The sequence below is a fragment of the Lysobacter claricitrinus genome (assembly GCF_045866565.1).
Classification (GTDB): domain Bacteria; phylum Pseudomonadota; class Gammaproteobacteria; order Xanthomonadales; family Xanthomonadaceae; genus Cognatilysobacter; species Cognatilysobacter claricitrinus.
On record NZ_BAAFZV010000001.1, the window covers coordinates 510,317 to 527,777 of the forward strand.

Here is a 17,461-nt window from a genome sequence, read left to right on the forward strand (position 1 = left end):
ACGGTCGCGGCGGCGTGGGCTATAGTGCCAGCGCCCTTCAAGGAAGGGGCTCGCCTGCTGGGGAATCAGGTTCATGGCCATGATGAAGACATTCCGCGCGGTCGCTGCCGCTGCGTTGCTGACCGTCGCCGTGTCCGCCGTTTCGGCGGACCATCCCGACACCTACACCGTCAAGCGCGGTGACACCCTGTGGGACATCGCCGGGCATTTCCTCAAGCGGCCCTGGCTGTGGCCGGAGATCTGGCAGGCGAACCCGCAGATCCGCAACCCGCACCTGATCTATCCGGGTGACGTGATCTCGCTCGCCTACCTCGACCGCGTCGCGGTCGCGCCCGGCCCGCGTGCCGACGCCCCGGTCACCGGCGTGCCGCTGGCCGAGGTCGAGCCGTTCCTGAAGAACCTGCGCGTGGTCGACAGCGTCGAGGGCATGCCCTACGTGGTCGGCATCGAGGAAGACCACCTGCGCGCCGTCGGCAAGCAGGTCGTCTACATCAAGGGTGTCGATGCGCAGCCGGGGCAGCGCTGGGCCGTGGTGCGCCCCACCGTGCGCTACACGCACCTCGACCGCACCGTCTGCTGCGACCTGATGCACAAGGACGATCTCGATTTCCGCGGCGACCACGTCACCGATTACGAGAACCTCTGGACTGCGACCGTGCTGCCCGACAACGGCCACGAGGAGCTGGGTTACGAGCTGATGCAGCTGGCGACCGGCACGGTCAGCCGCGCCGCGACCGGCGGCGTCGATGCCGCCACGCTGGTGCTCGACGGCGTGGGCCGCGAGATCCGCGTCGGCGATCGCCTGATCCCGGTGCAGGCGCAGGAATACGACCTGCAGTTCTTCCCGCACGCGCCCAAGACGCAGTTCGAATACGGTCGCGCGCAGGTGCTGGCCGTGGCGGACGAGCTGAGCCACGGCGGCGCGCACGACGTGGTCGCGCTGTCGGTCGGTGCCCGCGACGGCGTCGACAACGGCACGGTGTTCTCGACCTGGCGCGTCGGCAGCCTCACGCCGGACCGCGTGCGCATGGGTGACGAGCGTGGCGAAGAGACCATCGCGCGCACCGACCACGTCCGCCTGCCGGACGAGTTCGCCAGCCACGTCATGGTGTTCCGCACCTTCGACAAGGTCAGCTACGCGCTGGTGATGGATGGCATCCGCCCGACCACGATCGGCCAGGAACTGAAGCATCCGGACGCCACGCAGTAACGTTCGGAGAAATCCGACGGCTGCACGCGACGGCGCCTGAGGGCGCCGTCGTCGTTTCCGGGCGACGCTGGCGGCATGCACGACGACGCGCTCGCCCTTGCCACCCTCGTCGCCGCGGGCGGCCCGCTCGCGCCGCGGCGTGCGTTGCTCGAAGCCGCGGGCGACGCGACCACGGCGCTCGCCGAGCCGTCGCGCTGGACGGCGCACGCCCTGTCCGCAACGCAGGTGAATGCGCTGCGCGGTCCCGCCCCCGCGATGCTGGACAGCGTCCGCGACTGGCTCGCATGCCCCGATCACCGCATCGTCGGGTGGACGGATCCCGACTACCCGCCCGCGCTGCGCACCGCCGCCAGTCCGCCGCTCGCGCTGTTCGTCGCCGGCGATCCCGCGCTGCTGTGGCGGCCGGCGGTCGCGGTGGTCGGCAGCCGCGGGCCCACGCCGGGCGGACGCGAACACGCCGCCGATTTCGCCAGGTCGTTCGCACGCGCCGGCTTCGTTGTCGGCAGCGGGCTCGCCGCCGGCATCGATGCGGCTGCGCATGCGGCCGCGCTCGATGTCGGTGGCGCGACGGTCGCCGTGCTCGGCACGGGGCCGGACGTCGTCTATCCGCGCGGTAATGCGGCGCTCCATCGTCGGATCGAGGGCGCCGGCGCGCTGGTCAGCGAACACCTGCCGGGCACCGGACCGCGGCGCGAGCACTTCCCGAGCCGCAATCGCCTGCTCGCCGCGTTTTGCCTAGGGACGGTCGTCGTCGAGGCGGCCGAACGCTCGGGCGCGATGATCACCGCGCGACTCGCGGCCGACGCCGGCCGCGACGTCTTCGCGATCCCGGGATCGATCCGCAACCCGCTCGCGCGCGGCTGCCATCACCTGATCCGCGACGGCGCCACATTGGTGCAATCGCCCGACGACGTGATCGAGGCGCTCGGCGAGGCCGCCGCGCTGCAGGCGGCGACGCACCGCCTGGCACTGGCCGTCGACGCGCCCGCCGAGCCTGAACCATCACCCCGCGACGGATGGGGCAACGGCAACTCCGACCACGACCGCTTGTGGAAAGTCCTCGGTTTCGACCCCACGGATATGGACCGGCTCATCGAGCGCACCGGATTGACGCCCTCCCGGCTGTCCTCCATGCTGCTTGTCATGGAGCTGGAGGGTCGCGTGGCCCAGCAGCATGGACGGTTCTTCCGGGTGGCCTAGCCGCACGATCGAATCGGCCCTGCGGGTCCCGCGCAAGGGGTTCCGGACCCACCGCGTCGCCCAGGCGGCGCAGGCCGAGGGACATGAAAGAAAACATCCTCGACGTACTGCTCTATCTCTTCGAACACGTACTCGATGCCGACACTGCGCTTCCGGACGATCCGGATGCGCGGCAGAGCGGCGCGTTGCTCGGCGAGCTGACCGAAGCCGGCTTTTCCCCGGCCGAAATCAACAAGGCCTTCGACTGGCTGGACGAGCTCGCGCGTGCGCGCCCGGTCGCGCAGCCGGCGCGTGCCGGCGGGCCGGTGCGCGTGTACGCCGGGCCGGAGCTCGAGAAGCTCGATGCGGAGTCGCGCGGCTTCCTGATGTTCCTCGAGCAGCACGGCGTGATCGACGCCGGCCAGCGCGAGCTGGTGCTCGATCGCGCGCTCGCACTGGAGCAGGACGCGCTCGACCTCGACGACCTGAAATGGGTCGTGCTGATGGTGCTGTTCAACCAGCCCGGCAGCGAGGCGGCGTATGCCTGGATGCAGACCCAGATGTTCGACGACGAGCCCGAACCGGTACATTAGCGACGGGCCCTGGGGAGGGCCGTCACTCATCGGGGGGACACCTTGGATTGGTTCTATCACGACCCTGGACAGGGTCGCGTCGGGCCGCTTTCGGCCGAAGAACTGCGCAACCGCTATCGCGATCGACGCATCCAGCTGGACACGCTGGTCTGGCGCGAAGGTCTGCGTGAATGGCAACCGCTGGACCGGCTCGCCGAGGAGCTGGACCTGCTGTCGGTCAAGCCCGCCGCCAACGCGCCGCCGCCGCTGCCGCCCGGTCCCGCGGCTGGCACAGGCGCAAGCGCATATTCGAGCTCATCGGCCGCCCACGGCTCCGCGCGACCCGCACATGCAGGCGCCCCCGCCTATCGGGCTGCGCCACCGCAGAAAAAGGGAATGTCGGGCTGCCTCATTGCGCTGATCGTCGTTGGCGTGCTGGCTGTCCCGATGCTCGGCATCATCGCCGCCATCGCGATCCCGCAGTACAACAACTACGTGGTCCGCGCGAAGGTCGCGGCGCAAGTGGATGCACGCGCAACGGAGATCGAGGCACGCGTTGCGGAAGCGCATCAACGACTCGGCCGTTGCCCGAACGACGCGCAGGAAGCCCGGGTCGAACAGATAGCCAACGTGCACTTCGGACACATGCCGGACGGCCGCTGCGGATTCGTGATCGCCTTCCGTGACCCCAAGCCGCAGCTGGACGGCAAGACCATCGTGTTCGCCGAGCCCGTTCCGCCGGCGACGCAGTGGGACTGCAGCGGCGGGGACCTGCCCGCACGCTACCGGCGCGCAGCCTGCAGGCCCGCGACGGACCCCGCGCCATGAGCAGGTGGTACTACAGCGACCCCCAGCGCAACCGCCTTGGCCCGGTCAGCGACGATGACCTCTCCCAGCTCCACGCGCACGGGCAGTTGCCGCCCGGCACGCTGGTATGGCGCGAGGGCATGTCCGATTGGCGGGCTTGGAGCGACGTGATGCACGAGGTCGTCGGTATCGCGCCGACGCCCCAGCCGGTCCGCTTCGCCACGCCGGCGATGGAGCCCGCGCTGGCTGCACAGGCCGGTTACAACCCCTATGAGGTCGTCGAACGACCTCTCGCCTCGCCCTACTCGCCGCCCGCCGCCGCAGTAACGGCTTACGCACGGGCTGTGCACGAAGGCGACGTCGTGTACGCGCGTTTTCTCAAGCGCGTCGCCAGCAACGCCGTCGACGGTCTGCTCGCGCTGCTGATGGTCTACGCGCTGCTGATTCCGCTGCTGCTGGCCATGGGTGCCGGGCTGAGCAGCGTGACCCGCGGTGCCGGGGCCATGGCTGCGGGACTTGGCGTGGGAGTGATCGTCCTGGTCTACGCCATCCAGTTCTGCATCCCGGCGACCTACCAGGGCGCGATGCTGTCGTCGGGTTGGCGGGCCACGCTGGGCAAGCGCCTGACGGGTACCAAGGTCGTGCGCTCGGACGGGTCGCCGATCGGCTTCTGGCGCGGCTTTCTTCGCAACGTCTTCTTCGCCGTGACGAGCGCCATGTGCGGCCTGGGTGCGATCGCGTCGGCCATCATGACCGTGGCACTCGACCGACGTCAGGGGCTCCATGACCTGGTGTGCGACACGGTGGTCGTGGACGAGCATGCCTTTACCGGCCGCCCCGAGCTGCAGGACGAAAGCCTGAATACGGCGACGAAAATCGTCCTGGGCATCTACCTGTTGCTGATCATCGGCGTGCTCACGGCGTTCTTCATGATGGGTGTGTTCGCCGCCCGCGGCAGCTGACCGCCGCCGACGGAGCTTGACAGCCCCGGCCGGTGCGTGATGACACTAGATATAGAGAATCAGCACGCCCGCGGACCTTCCGCGGGCGTCGCCGCTTCCACGCCCCGGTTTTTTACGCAGTACTCTCGCGGCCGCGCGGACCCTCGCGCGACGGGAGCCCCGGGCCGCCCGCCCCCACGGAGCGCCGCCATGGCCAAGAACCTCCTCATCGTCGAGTCGCCTGCCAAGGCCAAGACGATCAACAAATACCTCGGCAAGGACTTCACCGTCCTGGCCTCCTACGGCCATGTCCGCGACCTGGTGCCCAAGGAAGGCGCGGTCGATCCCGACCATGGCTTCGCGATGCGCTACGAGCTGATCGACAAGAACGAGAAGCACGTCGACGCGATCGCCAAGGCCGCGAAGTCCGCCGAGCACCTGTTCCTCGCGACCGACCCGGACCGCGAGGGCGAGGCGATCAGCTGGCACATCGCGGAGATCCTGAAAGAGCGTGGCCTGATCGGGAACCGCTCGCTCGAACGCGTGGTGTTCACCGAAATCACGCCGCGCGCGATCAAGGAAGCAATGACCCGGCCGCGCGCGATCGCCGCGCCGCTGGTCGACGCGCAGCAGGCGCGTCGCGCGCTGGACTACCTCGTCGGCTTCAACCTGTCGCCGGTGTTGTGGCGCAAGGTGCAGCGCGGGTTGTCCGCGGGCCGCGTGCAGTCGCCCGCGCTGCGCATGATCGTCGAGCGCGAGGAGGAGATCGAAGCCTTCATCGCGCGCGAGTACTGGTCGATCGAAGCCGAGGCGACGCATCCATCGCAGCCGTTCGTTGCCAAGCTGACCAAGCTGGATGGCAAGAAGGTCGAGCAGTTCACGCTGACCAACGAGGCCGACGCGCACGGCGCCCGTGACCGCATTTCGCGCGATGCGCAGGGGATGCTGCAGGTCACCGACGTCACCAGCAAGGAGCGCAAGCGTCGTCCGGCTCCGCCGTTCATCACCTCGACGCTGCAGCAGGAAGCCGCGCGCAAGCTCGGGTTCTCCACGCGCCGCACCATGCAGGTCGCGCAGAAGCTGTACGAAGGCATGGCGATCGGTGACGAAGGCACGGTCGGCCTGATCACCTACATGCGTACCGACTCGGTGACGCTGTCGCAGGACGCGATCGTCGAGATCCGCGACGTGATCGCACGCGATTTCGGCACGCGGGCCGTTCCGGACAAGCCGAACGTCTACACGACCAAGTCGAAGAACGCGCAGGAAGCGCACGAAGCGATCCGACCGAGCTCCGCGCTGCGCACGCCGGCGTCGGTCGCGAAGTATCTGGAAGACGATGCGCGTCGCCTGTACGAGCTGATCTGGAAGCGCGCGGTGGCGTCGCAGATGGTGCCGGCGACGTTGAACACGGTGAGCGTCGATCTGGCTGCAGGCAGCGAGCACAGCTTCCGCGTGTCGGGGACGACGGTGGTCGATCCGGGCTTTCTCGCCGTCTACGAGGAAGGCAAGGACGTCAAGACCAGCGAGGACGACGAGGAAGGCCGCAAGTTGCCGGCGATGAAGACCGGCGACCGCATTCCGCTCGCCGCCGTCAACGCCGACCAGCACTTCACCGAGCCGCCGCCGCGCTTCTCCGAAGCGTCGCTGGTGAAAGCGCTCGAGGAATACGGCATCGGCCGGCCGTCGACGTACGCGTCGATCATCGGCACGTTGCTGGCGCGCAAGTACGTCGAGCTCGACAACCGCCGTTTCCGCCCGACCGACGTCGGCCGCGCGGTGAGCAAGTTCCTGTCCGCGCACTTCACGCGTTACGTCGATTACGACTTCACCGCCAAACTCGAAGACGAACTCGATGCGGTGAGCCGCGGCGAGGAAGACTGGGTGCCGCTGATGGAGCGGTTCTGGAAGTCGTTCAAGGAACTGGTCGACGACAAGCGCGAGAACATCGATCGCACAGACGCGGGCTCCGTGCGCGTGCTCGGCTCCGATCCCAAGACCGGTCGCCAGGTCAGCGCGCGCATCGGTAAGTTCGGCCCGCTGGTGCAGATCGGCACCAGCGAGGAAGACGAGAAGCCGCAGTTCGCGTCGCTCAAGCCCGGCCAGAGCATCTACTCGATCTCGCTCGAGCACGCGCTCGAGCTGTTCGGCCTGCCGCGCGACCTGGGCGAGAGCAACGGCGAGAAGGTCAGTGTCGGCATCGGCCGCTTCGGCGCGTTCGCCAAGCGCGGTAGCACGTATGCGTCGCTGGCGAAGGAAGACGATCCGTACGTGATCACGTTCGAACGCGCGGTGGAACTCATCGAGCAGAAGGAAGAGATCGCGCGCAACCGCATCATCAAGCAGTGGGACGGCTACGACGTGCAGGTGCTCAACGGGCGCTTCGGTCCCTACCTGTCGGATGGCAAGTTGAATGGGCGCATCCCGAAGGATCGTGAGCCTGCGTCGCTGAGCCTGGTCGAAGCGCAGCAGATGCTCGAAGCCACCGGCAAGCCGATGCGCGCGCGCTTCGCGAAAAAGGCGACGAAGAAGGTCGCGGCGAAGAAGGCGGCGAAGACGGCGAGCGCGGATGCGCCGGCGAAGAAGGCGACGACGAAGAAGACCGCGACCAAGAAGGCGGCCGGCAAGAAGTCGGCGACCAAGAAGGTCGCGAAGAAGGCGGCGACCAAGAAGACCGCGGCCAAGAAGACCGCGGCCAAGAAGATCGTCAAGAAGGCCGCGGCGCTGGACGGCGGCGCGGACGACGCGCCGTTCTGATGGCATGCGCGGTGATGCTCGCCCGTTGATGCACGACGTGGCGGCCTCGGACGAGGTCGCCGCGATCGATGCGGTGGCCGCCGCGTTCTATGCGCTGTTCGACAATCGCGACGGCCTGTCGGCGTTGCTCGATGCGCCAGACCATATTTTCCTGCGCGACGCGACCATTGCGCGTCGCGACCAGGACGCGACGTCGCTGATGTCGCTCGATGCATTCCTCGCACCGCGTCGCGCCTGGCTCGCCGACGGCACGCTCGTGGATTTCCACGAATGGGAAACGCAGTCGCGCACGTTCATCGCCGGTGACATCGCGACGCGACTGTCGGGTTATCGCAAGAGTGGGTGGCGCAGTGGCGTCGCGATCGATGGCGTCGGCATGAAATCGCTGCAGTTCGTGCGCACGCCGGCCGGCTGGCGCATCGCGTCGGTGCTTTGGCAGGACGGCGGCGACATCGCGTGGCACGAGGCGTCGCGATGAGCGCGCACGACCTCAACATCGCGAGCGCCATCGCCGTGCTGATCCGCGGTGGCGTCATCGCGTATCCCACCGAAGGCGTGTGGGGGCTGGGCTGCATTCCGTTCGATGGCGAAGCGGTGCATCGCCTGCTCGCGATCAAGCGCCGGCCAGTGGACAAAGGATTGATCGTGGTCGGCGCCGACGCCGCGCAGTTCGATGCGCTGGTCGACTGGACGGCGCTCGACGCCGATTCGCGTGACCGTGCGCTGGCAAGCTGGCCGGGGCCGCACACGTGGGTGGTGCCGGCCTCGACCGCGGCGCCCGCGTGGATCACCGGCGGGCGCGACTCGATCGCGGTGCGCGCGAGCGCGCATCCGGTTGTGGTCGAGTTGTGCACTCGGCTTGGGGGGCCTCTGGTGTCGACCAGCGCCAACCTCACCGGCGAGCCGCCCGCGCGCGATCGCGCCGGGCTGTCCGGCGCCCTGCTCGCGCTGCTCGACGGCGTCTGCTCCGGCGAGACCGGCGGACGCAACGCACCCACGCCGATCCGCGACGCTCGCACCGGCGAGGCGATCCGCGAGTGACCGCCGCGCCGCGCCGGGCTGAATCGGCGCGAACGCAGTCCGTCGGGCGGCGAGCGGCCCTCACGCCGGCGGGTGCAAGATTCGCGCATGTCGCGACCGGCCGCGCTCGTGCTGTTGATGATCGTCACCACCGCGAACGCGGCGCCGCCGGCCGCGTCCGGCGCGGTCACGATCTATCGCTGCACCGATGCACGCGGCCAGCTCGCGTTGCGTGATTCGCCCTGCCATGCAGGCGAACGCCAGCAGGTGCGGACGATGGCGCGCCCGACCGATCCGCCGCCGCGCGTGAGCGTCGCCACCGTGCATCCGCCGGCCGCGCCCGCGTACGCCGCACCGCGTGACGTCGTCTACCGCACCGAGCCGCGCCCGCTGTACGAATGCACGACGCCGGACGGCGAGACCTACACCAGCGAAAACCCGGAAGGAAATCCGCGCTGGGTGCCGTTGTGGACGCTGGGCTATCCGATCGTGGTCGGCGTCCCCGTGTTTCCGCGGCCGACGCCACACGGCGGGGGCGGCGGCATGGTCGTGCAGCGGCCCGGCAGCACCATGATCGGTACCGGCGTCGGCAGCGGCATCCGCCATCGCCCGCCGCCGGTCGAACTCGCGACCGTGCCCGGCGGCAGCTGGATCCGCGACGTCTGCTATTCGCTGCCGGCGTCCGAAGTGTGTTCGCAGATGCGCGACCGCCGCGAGGCGCTCGATCGTCGCTGGTTCAGCGCGTTGCAGGGCGATCGCGACGCGATCGAACGCGAGCAGCGCAGTCTCGACGCCCGTCTCGTGGAGGAATGCGGATGAAGTCGCTTCTAGCGCTCGCCCTTGCATCGCTGGTCGGCAGCGCCGTTGGCGCGCCGACGGTGGTGATCTATCGCTGCGTCGGCGCCGACGGGCAGGTGACGATCCAGAACGGCGCGAAGTGCCCGAAAGGCAGCCACGAGCAGAAGCGCGTTGTGGAGACGCCGACATCGACGCCCGCGCGCGCCGTCGTCGCACCGCCGCCGGCGCCGGTGACACCCGTGGTGCCGGTGGCGCCGCAACCGGTGGTGGACGCCACCAACGCCACCGTCGCGTCGTCGACCCCGCCGGCCGCAGCGCCGGCCGCGGCACTGCCCGCACCGGCGATCTACGTCTGCCTCACCCCCGACGCCCAGCGCTACTACAGCGAGGCGGAGGCGAGTTCGCGGTGCGCACCGCTCAACACGGTCGGGCTGGACGGCTACAGCGCGACCAATGCCGACTCCTGCGAGATGGTCGAGGACCACTGCGAGGCGGTGCCCGACGCGGGCCGCTGCGCCGCATGGGCGGAGCGCCGACAGCGCGCGGTGCAGGCGCTGACCTTCTCGCCCGAGGAGATCGACCAGGCGCGCGCCGAACTCGCGCACGTCGACGCGATGATCGCGAAGACGACCTGCGCGCAGTGATCGCGTCGCACGGCACGCGGCACCGACACGCGACCTCGCCTATCGACGCCGAGTAAGCCGCACGACTACTGCCCGTTGTCGTCGGTCGGCGGAGGCGGTGGCGGTTCCGGGGCGGGCGCCGGCTCGGTCGCGTCCGCCGGCGGTTCGGTCGCGGGCACGGGCTCCGGCGCGGGCTCGTCGGCGGGCGGCGCTTCCGGGGCGGTGACGTCCTCGGGCGCGTCCTCGTCCACCGGTTCGGGCAGCACCTCGCCCTCGCCGCCGTACATGGTCTCGTCATCTGGCTCGGCCACCTGCACGACCGGCGGCAGCGCGACCGCCGGACGCTGCAGCGCCGCGCCGCCGGGCGCCAGCCGCACCGCGCTGGTCATGAAGTCGCGCCACATGCGCGCCGGAAGTGCGCCGCCGGTGACGCCACGCATGGGCGTGCCGTCGTCGTTGCCGACCCAGACGCCGACCACCAGGTCGCCGGCCATGCCGACGAACAGGGCGTCGCGGTGCTCCTGGGTGGTGCCGGTCTTGCCGAAGGTCGGGATGCCCAAACGCGCGGCGCGGCCGGTGCCGCGGTCGACCACCTGCCACAGCATGTCCAGCATTTCAGTCCGCAATACCGGATCGATGGACGACGATGGCGGCAGGTTGGCGTCCGGAAGCCCATGCGGCGTGACCGGCGCGGCGCCCTGCGCGAACGCGGCGTAGGCGGCGGTCAGCTCGAGCAGCGTGACTTCGTAGGTGCCCAGCGCGATCGACGGATCGGTACCGAGCGGGCTGGCGACGCCGAGGTCGCGCGCGGCCTGCACCACCGCGCCGGGGCCGACCCGCTGGACCAGCCGCACCGCGGCGACGTTGCTCGATTTCGCCAGCGCGTCGCGCAGCGGGATCGGCCCGGAGTAGTGCCCGTCGTAGTTCGAGGGTGACCACTTGCCGAGCGTGATCGGTGCATCGTCGACCAGCGTGTCCGGCGTCGCCCCGCTGCGCAGCGCGGCGTAATAGGTGAACAGCTTGAACGCCGAGCCGGGCTGGCGACGCGCCTGCGTGGCGCGGTCGAACTGGCTCTGCGTGTAGTCGCGGCCGCCGACCAGCGCCATCACCTCGCCGTTCGGCCGCATCGCGACCAGGGCCGCCTGCGTCGCGCCCACGCGCCGGCCCTCGCCGGCCAGCCAGTGCTGCACCACGCGCTGGGCGAGCTTCTGCATGCGCGCATCCAGCGTCGTCTGCACGCGGATCTCGCCGTAGTCGGCATCGAACGCCTCGCGCGCCTGCGACGCCACCCAGTCGGCGAACCAGGTGCCGCCGGTGAGCCGTTCGGTCGACGGCAGAACGCGTGGATCGCGCACCGCGCGGGCCTGCGCCTTGGTGATGACGCCGGCGTCGACCATCGCCTGCAGCACCACGCGCATGCGCTTCAGCGCGGCCTTGCGGTCGTGGGTGGGCGACAGCGCGCTCGGCGCCTTCACCAACCCGGCCAGCATCGCGGCCTCGCCGATCGAGAGGTTTTCCGGCTCCTTGCCGAAATAGTGGTGCGCCGCGCCGCGCAGGCCGTAGACGCCGTCGCCGAAATAGATCGAGCTCAGATAGCGCGACAGGATCTCCGGCTTGGAGAGCCGCGCCTCCAGGTAGACCGCGATCAGCGCCTCGCGCACCTTGCGGCGGATCGTGCGGTCGGGCTCGAGGAACGCGGTCTTGGCCAGCTGCTGGGTGATCGTGCTGCCACCCTGGCGCACGCCGCCCGCATGCCAGTTGCTGAGCAGCGCACGCGCGATGCCGCGCGGATCGATGCCGAAGTGGTGATAGAAGCGCCGGTCCTCGATCGCGATCACCGCCCCGGTCACGTGCGCGGGCAGCGTGCGCGCGTCGACCGGAGGCTCCTTCACCGCACCGCGGCGCGCGAACGCCACGCCATTGCGGTCGACGAGCACGAGCGTGGGATCGGGGAGCGGTTGCAGCGCGCGATCGAGCGGGAGCCGCCACGCCACCCATGCGAACACGAGCACGACCACCGCGGTCGCGATCAATCCCGCACGCACGAGGCGTCGCTGCAGGAGCGGGATGGGGGTCCGGGGCGCGGGAGGTGTCGCGGATTCGGGGGCCGGCGCGTCGCCGGCTCCGTCGTAAGGCGTCTTCAGCATGTCGACGGTTTACCACCGCGCACGTGAGTACGACAGGTCGACAAAGCGCGCGCCATGCGTCTTCACATCGAACTGGAACGGAGCGCGCGAACACTGAAACAGCTGAATCGCGTTAGCTGCGCTTTCACCATGCCAAAGCCGCCTGCTAACGGCCGTGTGCCTAGGATCGGGCCCGGGTCGACGCCGTGGACTGCGACGACACCGACCCGGAGACGAAGACCCTTTATCCCCCACGCGACCCAGATCGCAGACAAGGAGCTTTGGACATGGCGAATAACGACGGCAACACCACAGGCCGCAGCAACCGAGGTTTCGCGGCGATGGACCCGCGCGAACAGCGCGAGATCGCCCGCAAGGGTGGCGAGGCGGTGAGCCAGGACCGCGAGCACATGGCGGCGATCGGTCGCAAGGGCGGCGAGGCGTCGGGCGGTGGCAACCGTCGCGCCAATCCGAATGCATCGCGCAACGAGGACCAGGGCCTGTCGGCGGGCAATGCGTCGCGCGACAACCAGGGCCAGTTCACGCCGAACCGTGGCGCTCCCTCGCGCGACATGAGCGGTGGCATGAATGCCGGCGGCCGCGACGTGCGCTGACCGCACGCGACGATGAAGACGAAAAGCGCCCTTCGAGGGCGCTTTTCATTGCGTCATCGCCAACGAGATCAGAACCCGTAACGCAGGAAGCCGCCGTCCACCGCGATGCATTCGCCGGTGATGTATCCGGCGGCGGGCAGGCACAGGAACGCAACCGCCGCAGCGACTTCCTCCGGTTCGCCGACGCGGCCGAGCGGCGTGCGCACCAGCACGTCGTCGAGGTAGTCGGGGTCGGACAGCTTGCTCGACGTGCGCCGCGTGCGGATGTACCAAGGCGCGACGGAATTGACGCGCACGCCGTCGTCGGCCCATTCGATCGCGAGGTTGCGCGTCATCTGGTGCAGCGCGGCCTTGGCCATGCCGTAGGGCGCGCCGGTGCGGACGTGGGTCAGGCCGGACACGCTGCCGACGTTGACGATGCTCGAACTCGCATGCCGCGTGAGCAACGGGTGCGCATAGCGCGACAGCTCGAATGCGGAAAAGAGGTTGACCTCGAACACCTGCCGCCATTCGTCGTCGGCGTAGTCCGTGGCCGGCTTGCTGAGGTTGCCGCCGGCGTTGTTGACCAGGATGTCGAGCTGGCCTTCGGCCTGGTCTTCGACCCAGTCGAGCAGTTCGCGGCGTTGTTCGTCCACACCGACGTCGGCGGTGAACGCCATGACCAGCCGATCCGGGAAGTCGTCCGCGAGTTCGAGCCGCGCGGTTTCAAGCGCATCGCCGTCGCGCGCGGCGAGCATCACGTCGGCGCCGAAGCCGAGCAGTTCGCGGGCGATGGCGCGGCCGATGCCCGCGCTTCCGCCGGTGATCAGTGCGAGTCGGCCGTCGAGTCTCCAGCGTCGATCGTCCATGCGTCCTCCGGCGGGCTGGCGCGTAGGATAGCCGTCGACGGACGCGCCCTGTCCGCTGGAGACCGACATGACCCGAGCGTTCGCTGCCGTCGCCGCACTCGCCCTGCTCGCCGCATGCTCCAAGCCGGCGATGCCCGACAAGGACAAGCCGGTCGAACCGCAGTCCGCGGCGAGCCACGACGATCTCCGGCGCGCGATCGACGACCCGATCAACAAGGCCAAGGCGACGCAGTCGGCGGCCGATGCATCGGCGAAGTCGCAGGACGACGCGATCGAAGCCGCGACGTCGGGCAACTAGCCGCGCGAATCAGTGCAGCGTCGGGCCCGGCCTGGCCTCGCGGCAGCTGCGCACGACGCCGAGCAACGCATCCACCGACGCCGGCTTGCGCAATACGCGGCATCCGTAGCGGGTGCGCAGGTCCCGCGAGACGTTGGCGTCGACATTCGCGCTGAGCACCGCGACCGGAATCTCCGACCCGTGTTCGCGCGCGCGCAGCACGTCGAGGAACTGCCAGCCGTCCATCACCGGCATCGACAGGTCGAGCAGGATCATGCACGGCGACTCTTCACTGCGATCCAGGCGCGCGAGCGCGTCCTCGCCGTTGACGGCGAGCTGCACGTCGAAACCCTCCAGCTCGAAGAGCGTGCGGAAGGTGTCGCGGATGTCGGGATTGTCCTCGACGATGAGGATTGCCCCGCCGGTGCTGCTCGTATCCATGATCGAAGTGCGTGCGGCCCTCATGGCCGGTTCGCCGCCACTGTCCCGTGCACCGGCACTAGCAGGCGTGAAACGCGGCACTTCGCGCGATGCGTGTTCAGCGCCGGAACAGCCTCGTGCCCGCGGCGTTCAGGCACTCATGCAAGCAATGCGAGCAGCGCGGCCGGGTCGACGGGCTTGGTCAGGTGCGCGTGGAAACCCGCTTCGCGCGTGCGGTCGCGGTCCTCGCTGCGGCCCCAGCCGGTCAGCGCGACCAGTCGCGTCGCCGCCATGCGTGCATCCGCGCGCAGGTGGCCTGCGAGTTCGTAGCCGCTCATGCCCGGCATGCCGAGATCGAGGAAGGCGATGTCGGGCACGAACTGTTCGATGACGTCGAGCGCCGCCGCACCGCTCGCCGCGCTGCGCACGTCGTGGCCGTCGAGTTCGAGGAAGGCGGTGAGCGTGAGGGCGGCGTCGGTGTTGTCGTCGACCACCAGCACGCGACGCACCTCACGCGTATCCGCCGGCAGCGAGGCCAGGGACGTAGCACGCGCGGCCGCAGCCACCGGAAGTTCGAGCACGAAACGACTGCCCAGGCCCGGCCCGTCGCTCTCCGCATGCAGATGGCCGCCGTGTAGTTCGGCGAGGCGGCGCGCGAGGGTGAGACCGATGCCGAGTCCGCCCTGCTCTTCCGAACCGTCCCCACGCGCGAACATGTCGAAGATGCGCTCGAGCTGCGCCGGCGCCAGGCCGATGCCGGTGTCCGCCACCTCGACGCGCACGCGCCCGCCAGTGCGCCGTGCGCGCACGGCGACGCGACCGCCGGCCGGCGTGAACTTCGCGGCGTTGTTGAGCAGGTTGGTCAGCACCTGCGCCAGCCGCGTGTCGTCGGCGTCGAGCGGCGTGGCCGGATCGTCGACATCGACCTCGAGCGTGAGCTGCGCCGCATCGAGCAACGGGCCGCTCGTTTCCAGCGCGATATCGAGCACGTCGCCGAGTTCGACGATGCGGCGCTGCAGTTCGATCGCGCCGCGCGTCACCCGCGACAGGTCGAGCAGGTCGTCGATCAACCGCACCATGTGGCCGAGCTGGCGCCCCATGACTTCGCGCGCGCGCGATGCCACGGCGGGATCGTCGGTCATCTGCATGAGCGCGAGGCCGGTGCGCAACGGCGCCAGCGGATTGCGCAGCTCGTGCGCGAGCGTGGCGAGGAATTCGTCCTTGCGGCGGTGTTCGTCCTGCAGCTGCAGGTGCAGGCGCGCGTTGTCGACGGCGGTGGCGGCGCGACGCGCGAGGTCGAGCGCGAAGGCGACGTCGGCTTCGGTGTAGCGGCGCCCGCTTTCGGCATGCACCAGGGTGAGCACGCCGATCACCGAATCGCGCGCGATCAGCGGCACGATGATGAACGAACGCAGCTTCAGGCCGAGCAACAGGCGCGCATGATCGGCGTCGATCGCGTTGTCGCGGATGAGCTGCTCGGGAAGATCCGCCATCCATTCGGGCTGGCGCGTTTCGATCACCTTCCAGCTGCCGCCATGCCCGCGACGCGGTGGATAGCGCCGGAAGAATTCCTTGGCGATGTCGATGCGCGCCGGATCGGGGTGGTAGACCGCGACGCGTTGCAGTTCGCCGTCGTCATCGAGCAGGTCAACAGCGAACCAGTCGGCCACCTGCGGCACCACGATGCGCGCGAGGTTGTCGAGCGTGGTCGTGTAGTCGAGCGATGCACCCAGCGCTTCGCCGGCGTCCGCCAGCAGGCGCGCGGCCGCCTCGGCGCGATGGCGTTCGGTCACGTCGACGGTGATGCCGAGCATGCGCGCGGGATTGCCGTCGTGGTCGAACTCGACCTGCCCGCGCGTCTGCACCCAGCGCTCGACGCCGGCCGTGGCGCGCAGCCGGTACTCGAGCATGTCGAACACGCCGGTGCGCATGGCCTCGAGCGCCACGACTTCCAGCCGGGGCAGATCCTCCGGATGGATCGTGCGCATGAACTCGTCGCGCTGGCCGACGTCGACGCTGAAGAACTCGCGCGCGTTGGTCGAGCACTGCACGTGGCCGCTGGCGATGTCCCAGTCCCACGTCACCAGCCCGCCCGCGACGAGCACGCGATTGAGGCGTTCCTCGCTGCGCAGCAGGCGCGCCTCGGCGCGGCGCGCGTCGGTGACGTCGTCGTGCACCAGTACGACTTCGTTGATCGCACCGTTGTCGTCGCGCACCGGATAGGCGTAGGCGCTGACCCAGCGCGTGGCGTCGTCGTGCGTGCTGGCCGACGGCAGCGTTTCGTGCGGGTCGTAGGCGATGGTCGGCAGCAGCGTCGGCGTGCCGGCGAACGCGCGGCGGAGCAGCGGCGCGATACCCTTGCTCTCCAGTTGCGGATCGGTGAGCACGCTGTAGTCGCCGAGCGATTCGAGCGTGAGACCCCAGAGTTTTTCCCATGCGGCGTTGACGCCGATGGTGCGGCCGTCCGGCGCGAGCCGCTGCGTCGACAGCGGCGACTGCTCCATGATCGCGCGGAAGCGATGCTCGGACAGGCGAAGCTCGGACTCCGCGCGTTCGCGTCGCTGCAGCTCACCCTGCACGGCGCCGTACAGGCGCGCGTTCTCGACCGCGAGCGCGGCACGTCGCGCGAGTTCCTCGGCCAGCAACTGGTCGTCCGCGTCGTAGCGGCGATCGGATTCGGTGATGCCCAGCGACATGACGCCGACCACCATGCCGTGCGCGATCATCGGCACCGCAAGGCTGGACCGGATGTCGATGTCGCGCGCCAGTTGCAGGTGCTCGGGGCTGCGCGTGTGGCTTGCAAGCGCTTCGGGAGTGAGGGCCTCGATGCGCTCGGTCATGCCGCTGGCGAGCACGCGGCCGGCGGGCGCGGGCGAATGCGCCGGGTCGGGATTGGCCTGGGCCAGCGCCTGCACCAGCGCCTGCTTGTCCGCCCGCACGTGTTCGGCCGCGACGCGGCGCAGACCGTCGCCTTCGACCACGTCAACCACGCAGAAGTCGCCCAGCTCGGGAATCGCCAGTCGCGCGACGCCGCGCAGCGTGGTCGCATAGTCGAGCGACGACGCGAGCTGCTCGCCGGCGCACGCGAGGAACGCGAGCCGGTGCAGTGCACGGGCTCCGGCGTCGGCGGGCGGGCGGGACGGCTCGGACATTCGGCAGCGACCGGACGGAGGCGGGCCACTATATCCGCGCCCCGTGCAGCTGCCGTCGTGGCCGCTCTTCAGGCCCGTAAACGACGAAGGCGGCCGAAGCCGCCCCCGTTTCAACGC

At 69.7% G+C, this 17,461-nt stretch carries 15 protein-coding genes and 1 pseudogene; 12 read left to right on the forward strand and 4 right to left on the reverse strand.

The features are described 5' to 3' along the window. Positions 1-79: 79 nt before the first annotated feature. The 10 genes from ACKTTN_RS02245 (at position 80) to ACKTTN_RS02290 (ending at position 9,928) form a co-directional block, all read left to right on the forward strand. Positions 80-1,210, forward strand: coding sequence for a LysM peptidoglycan-binding domain-containing protein (locus ACKTTN_RS02245; RefSeq protein WP_407908244.1), 1,131 nt, complete (start codon positions 80-82; stop codon positions 1,208-1,210). 75 nt (positions 1,211-1,285) lie between these two features. Next, positions 1,286-2,410, forward strand: coding sequence for a DNA-processing protein DprA (gene dprA / locus ACKTTN_RS02250; RefSeq protein WP_407908245.1), 1,125 nt, complete (start codon positions 1,286-1,288; stop codon positions 2,408-2,410). Between the two features lie 83 nt (positions 2,411-2,493). After that, positions 2,494-2,982, forward strand: coding sequence for a DUF494 family protein (locus ACKTTN_RS02255; RefSeq protein ID WP_407908246.1), 489 nt, complete (start codon positions 2,494-2,496; stop codon positions 2,980-2,982). Positions 2,983-3,024: 42 nt separating this feature from the next. Continuing rightward, the gene (locus ACKTTN_RS02260) at positions 3,025-3,789 is read left to right on the forward strand and encodes a GYF domain-containing protein (protein WP_407908247.1); all 765 of its coding nucleotides are present in this window, start codon (positions 3,025-3,027) and stop codon (positions 3,787-3,789) included. After that, complete coding sequence (locus tag ACKTTN_RS02265; RefSeq protein WP_407908248.1) at positions 3,786-4,730, forward strand: RDD family protein; 945 nt, start codon at positions 3,786-3,788, stop codon at positions 4,728-4,730. Before ACKTTN_RS02260 ends, ACKTTN_RS02265 begins: the two co-directional genes overlap by 4 nt. Before the next feature lie 189 nt (positions 4,731-4,919). Then, the gene (locus ACKTTN_RS02270) at positions 4,920-7,466 is read left to right on the forward strand and encodes a DNA topoisomerase I (protein WP_407908249.1); all 2,547 of its coding nucleotides are present in this window, start codon (positions 4,920-4,922) and stop codon (positions 7,464-7,466) included. Between the two features lie 28 nt (positions 7,467-7,494). Then, positions 7,495-7,944, forward strand: coding sequence for a hypothetical protein (locus ACKTTN_RS02275; protein ID WP_407908250.1), 450 nt, complete (start codon positions 7,495-7,497; stop codon positions 7,942-7,944). Continuing rightward, positions 7,941-8,507 carry a Sua5/YciO/YrdC/YwlC family protein gene (locus tag ACKTTN_RS02280; RefSeq protein WP_407908251.1) on the forward strand — a complete coding sequence of 189 codons (567 nt, stop codon included), beginning with the start codon at positions 7,941-7,943 and terminating at the stop codon, positions 8,505-8,507. The genes ACKTTN_RS02275 and ACKTTN_RS02280 overlap by 4 nt, the downstream gene beginning before the upstream one ends. A gap of 87 nt (positions 8,508-8,594) precedes the next feature. Further along, positions 8,595-9,305, forward strand: coding sequence for a DUF4124 domain-containing protein (locus ACKTTN_RS02285; RefSeq protein WP_407908252.1), 711 nt, complete (start codon positions 8,595-8,597; stop codon positions 9,303-9,305). Then, a complete protein-coding gene (locus ACKTTN_RS02290; protein WP_407908253.1) occupies positions 9,302-9,928 on the forward strand; it encodes a hypothetical protein in 627 nt (208 codons plus the stop codon). The genes ACKTTN_RS02285 and ACKTTN_RS02290 overlap by 4 nt, the downstream gene beginning before the upstream one ends. A gap of 65 nt (positions 9,929-9,993) precedes the next feature. Here ACKTTN_RS02290 and ACKTTN_RS02295 read toward each other — a convergent pair whose 3' ends face one another. Continuing rightward, positions 9,994-11,952 carry a transglycosylase domain-containing protein gene (locus tag ACKTTN_RS02295; protein WP_407908254.1) on the reverse strand — a complete coding sequence of 653 codons (1,959 nt, stop codon included), beginning with the start codon at positions 11,950-11,952 and terminating at the stop codon, positions 9,994-9,996. 368 nt (positions 11,953-12,320) lie between these two features. On the opposite strand from ACKTTN_RS02295, the pseudogene ACKTTN_RS02300 reads away from it, so the two are divergent. Then, a pseudogene (locus tag ACKTTN_RS02300) lies at positions 12,321-12,497 on the forward strand (KGG domain-containing protein); the annotation flags it as partial. Between the two features lie 218 nt (positions 12,498-12,715). Here the strand turns inward: ACKTTN_RS02300 and ACKTTN_RS02305 are convergent. Then, positions 12,716-13,495: an SDR family oxidoreductase gene (locus tag ACKTTN_RS02305; RefSeq protein WP_407908255.1), complete on the reverse strand. Its 780-nt coding sequence runs from the start codon at positions 13,493-13,495 to the stop codon at positions 12,716-12,718. Between the two features lie 67 nt (positions 13,496-13,562). Between ACKTTN_RS02305 and ACKTTN_RS02310 the strand changes: the two genes are divergently transcribed. Continuing rightward, positions 13,563-13,793, forward strand: coding sequence for a hypothetical protein (locus ACKTTN_RS02310; protein WP_407908256.1), 231 nt, complete (start codon positions 13,563-13,565; stop codon positions 13,791-13,793). A 9-nt stretch (positions 13,794-13,802) separates the two neighbouring features. Here the strand turns inward: ACKTTN_RS02310 and ACKTTN_RS02315 are convergent, their stop codons facing one another. Then, positions 13,803-14,213, reverse strand: a complete 411-nt coding sequence (locus ACKTTN_RS02315) for a response regulator (protein WP_407908257.1) — start codon at positions 14,211-14,213, stop codon at positions 13,803-13,805. 137 nt (positions 14,214-14,350) lie between these two features. After that, positions 14,351-17,344 carry an ATP-binding protein gene (locus tag ACKTTN_RS02320; RefSeq protein WP_407908258.1) on the reverse strand — a complete coding sequence of 998 codons (2,994 nt, stop codon included), beginning with the start codon at positions 17,342-17,344 and terminating at the stop codon, positions 14,351-14,353. Positions 17,345-17,461: the final 117 nt, after the last annotated feature.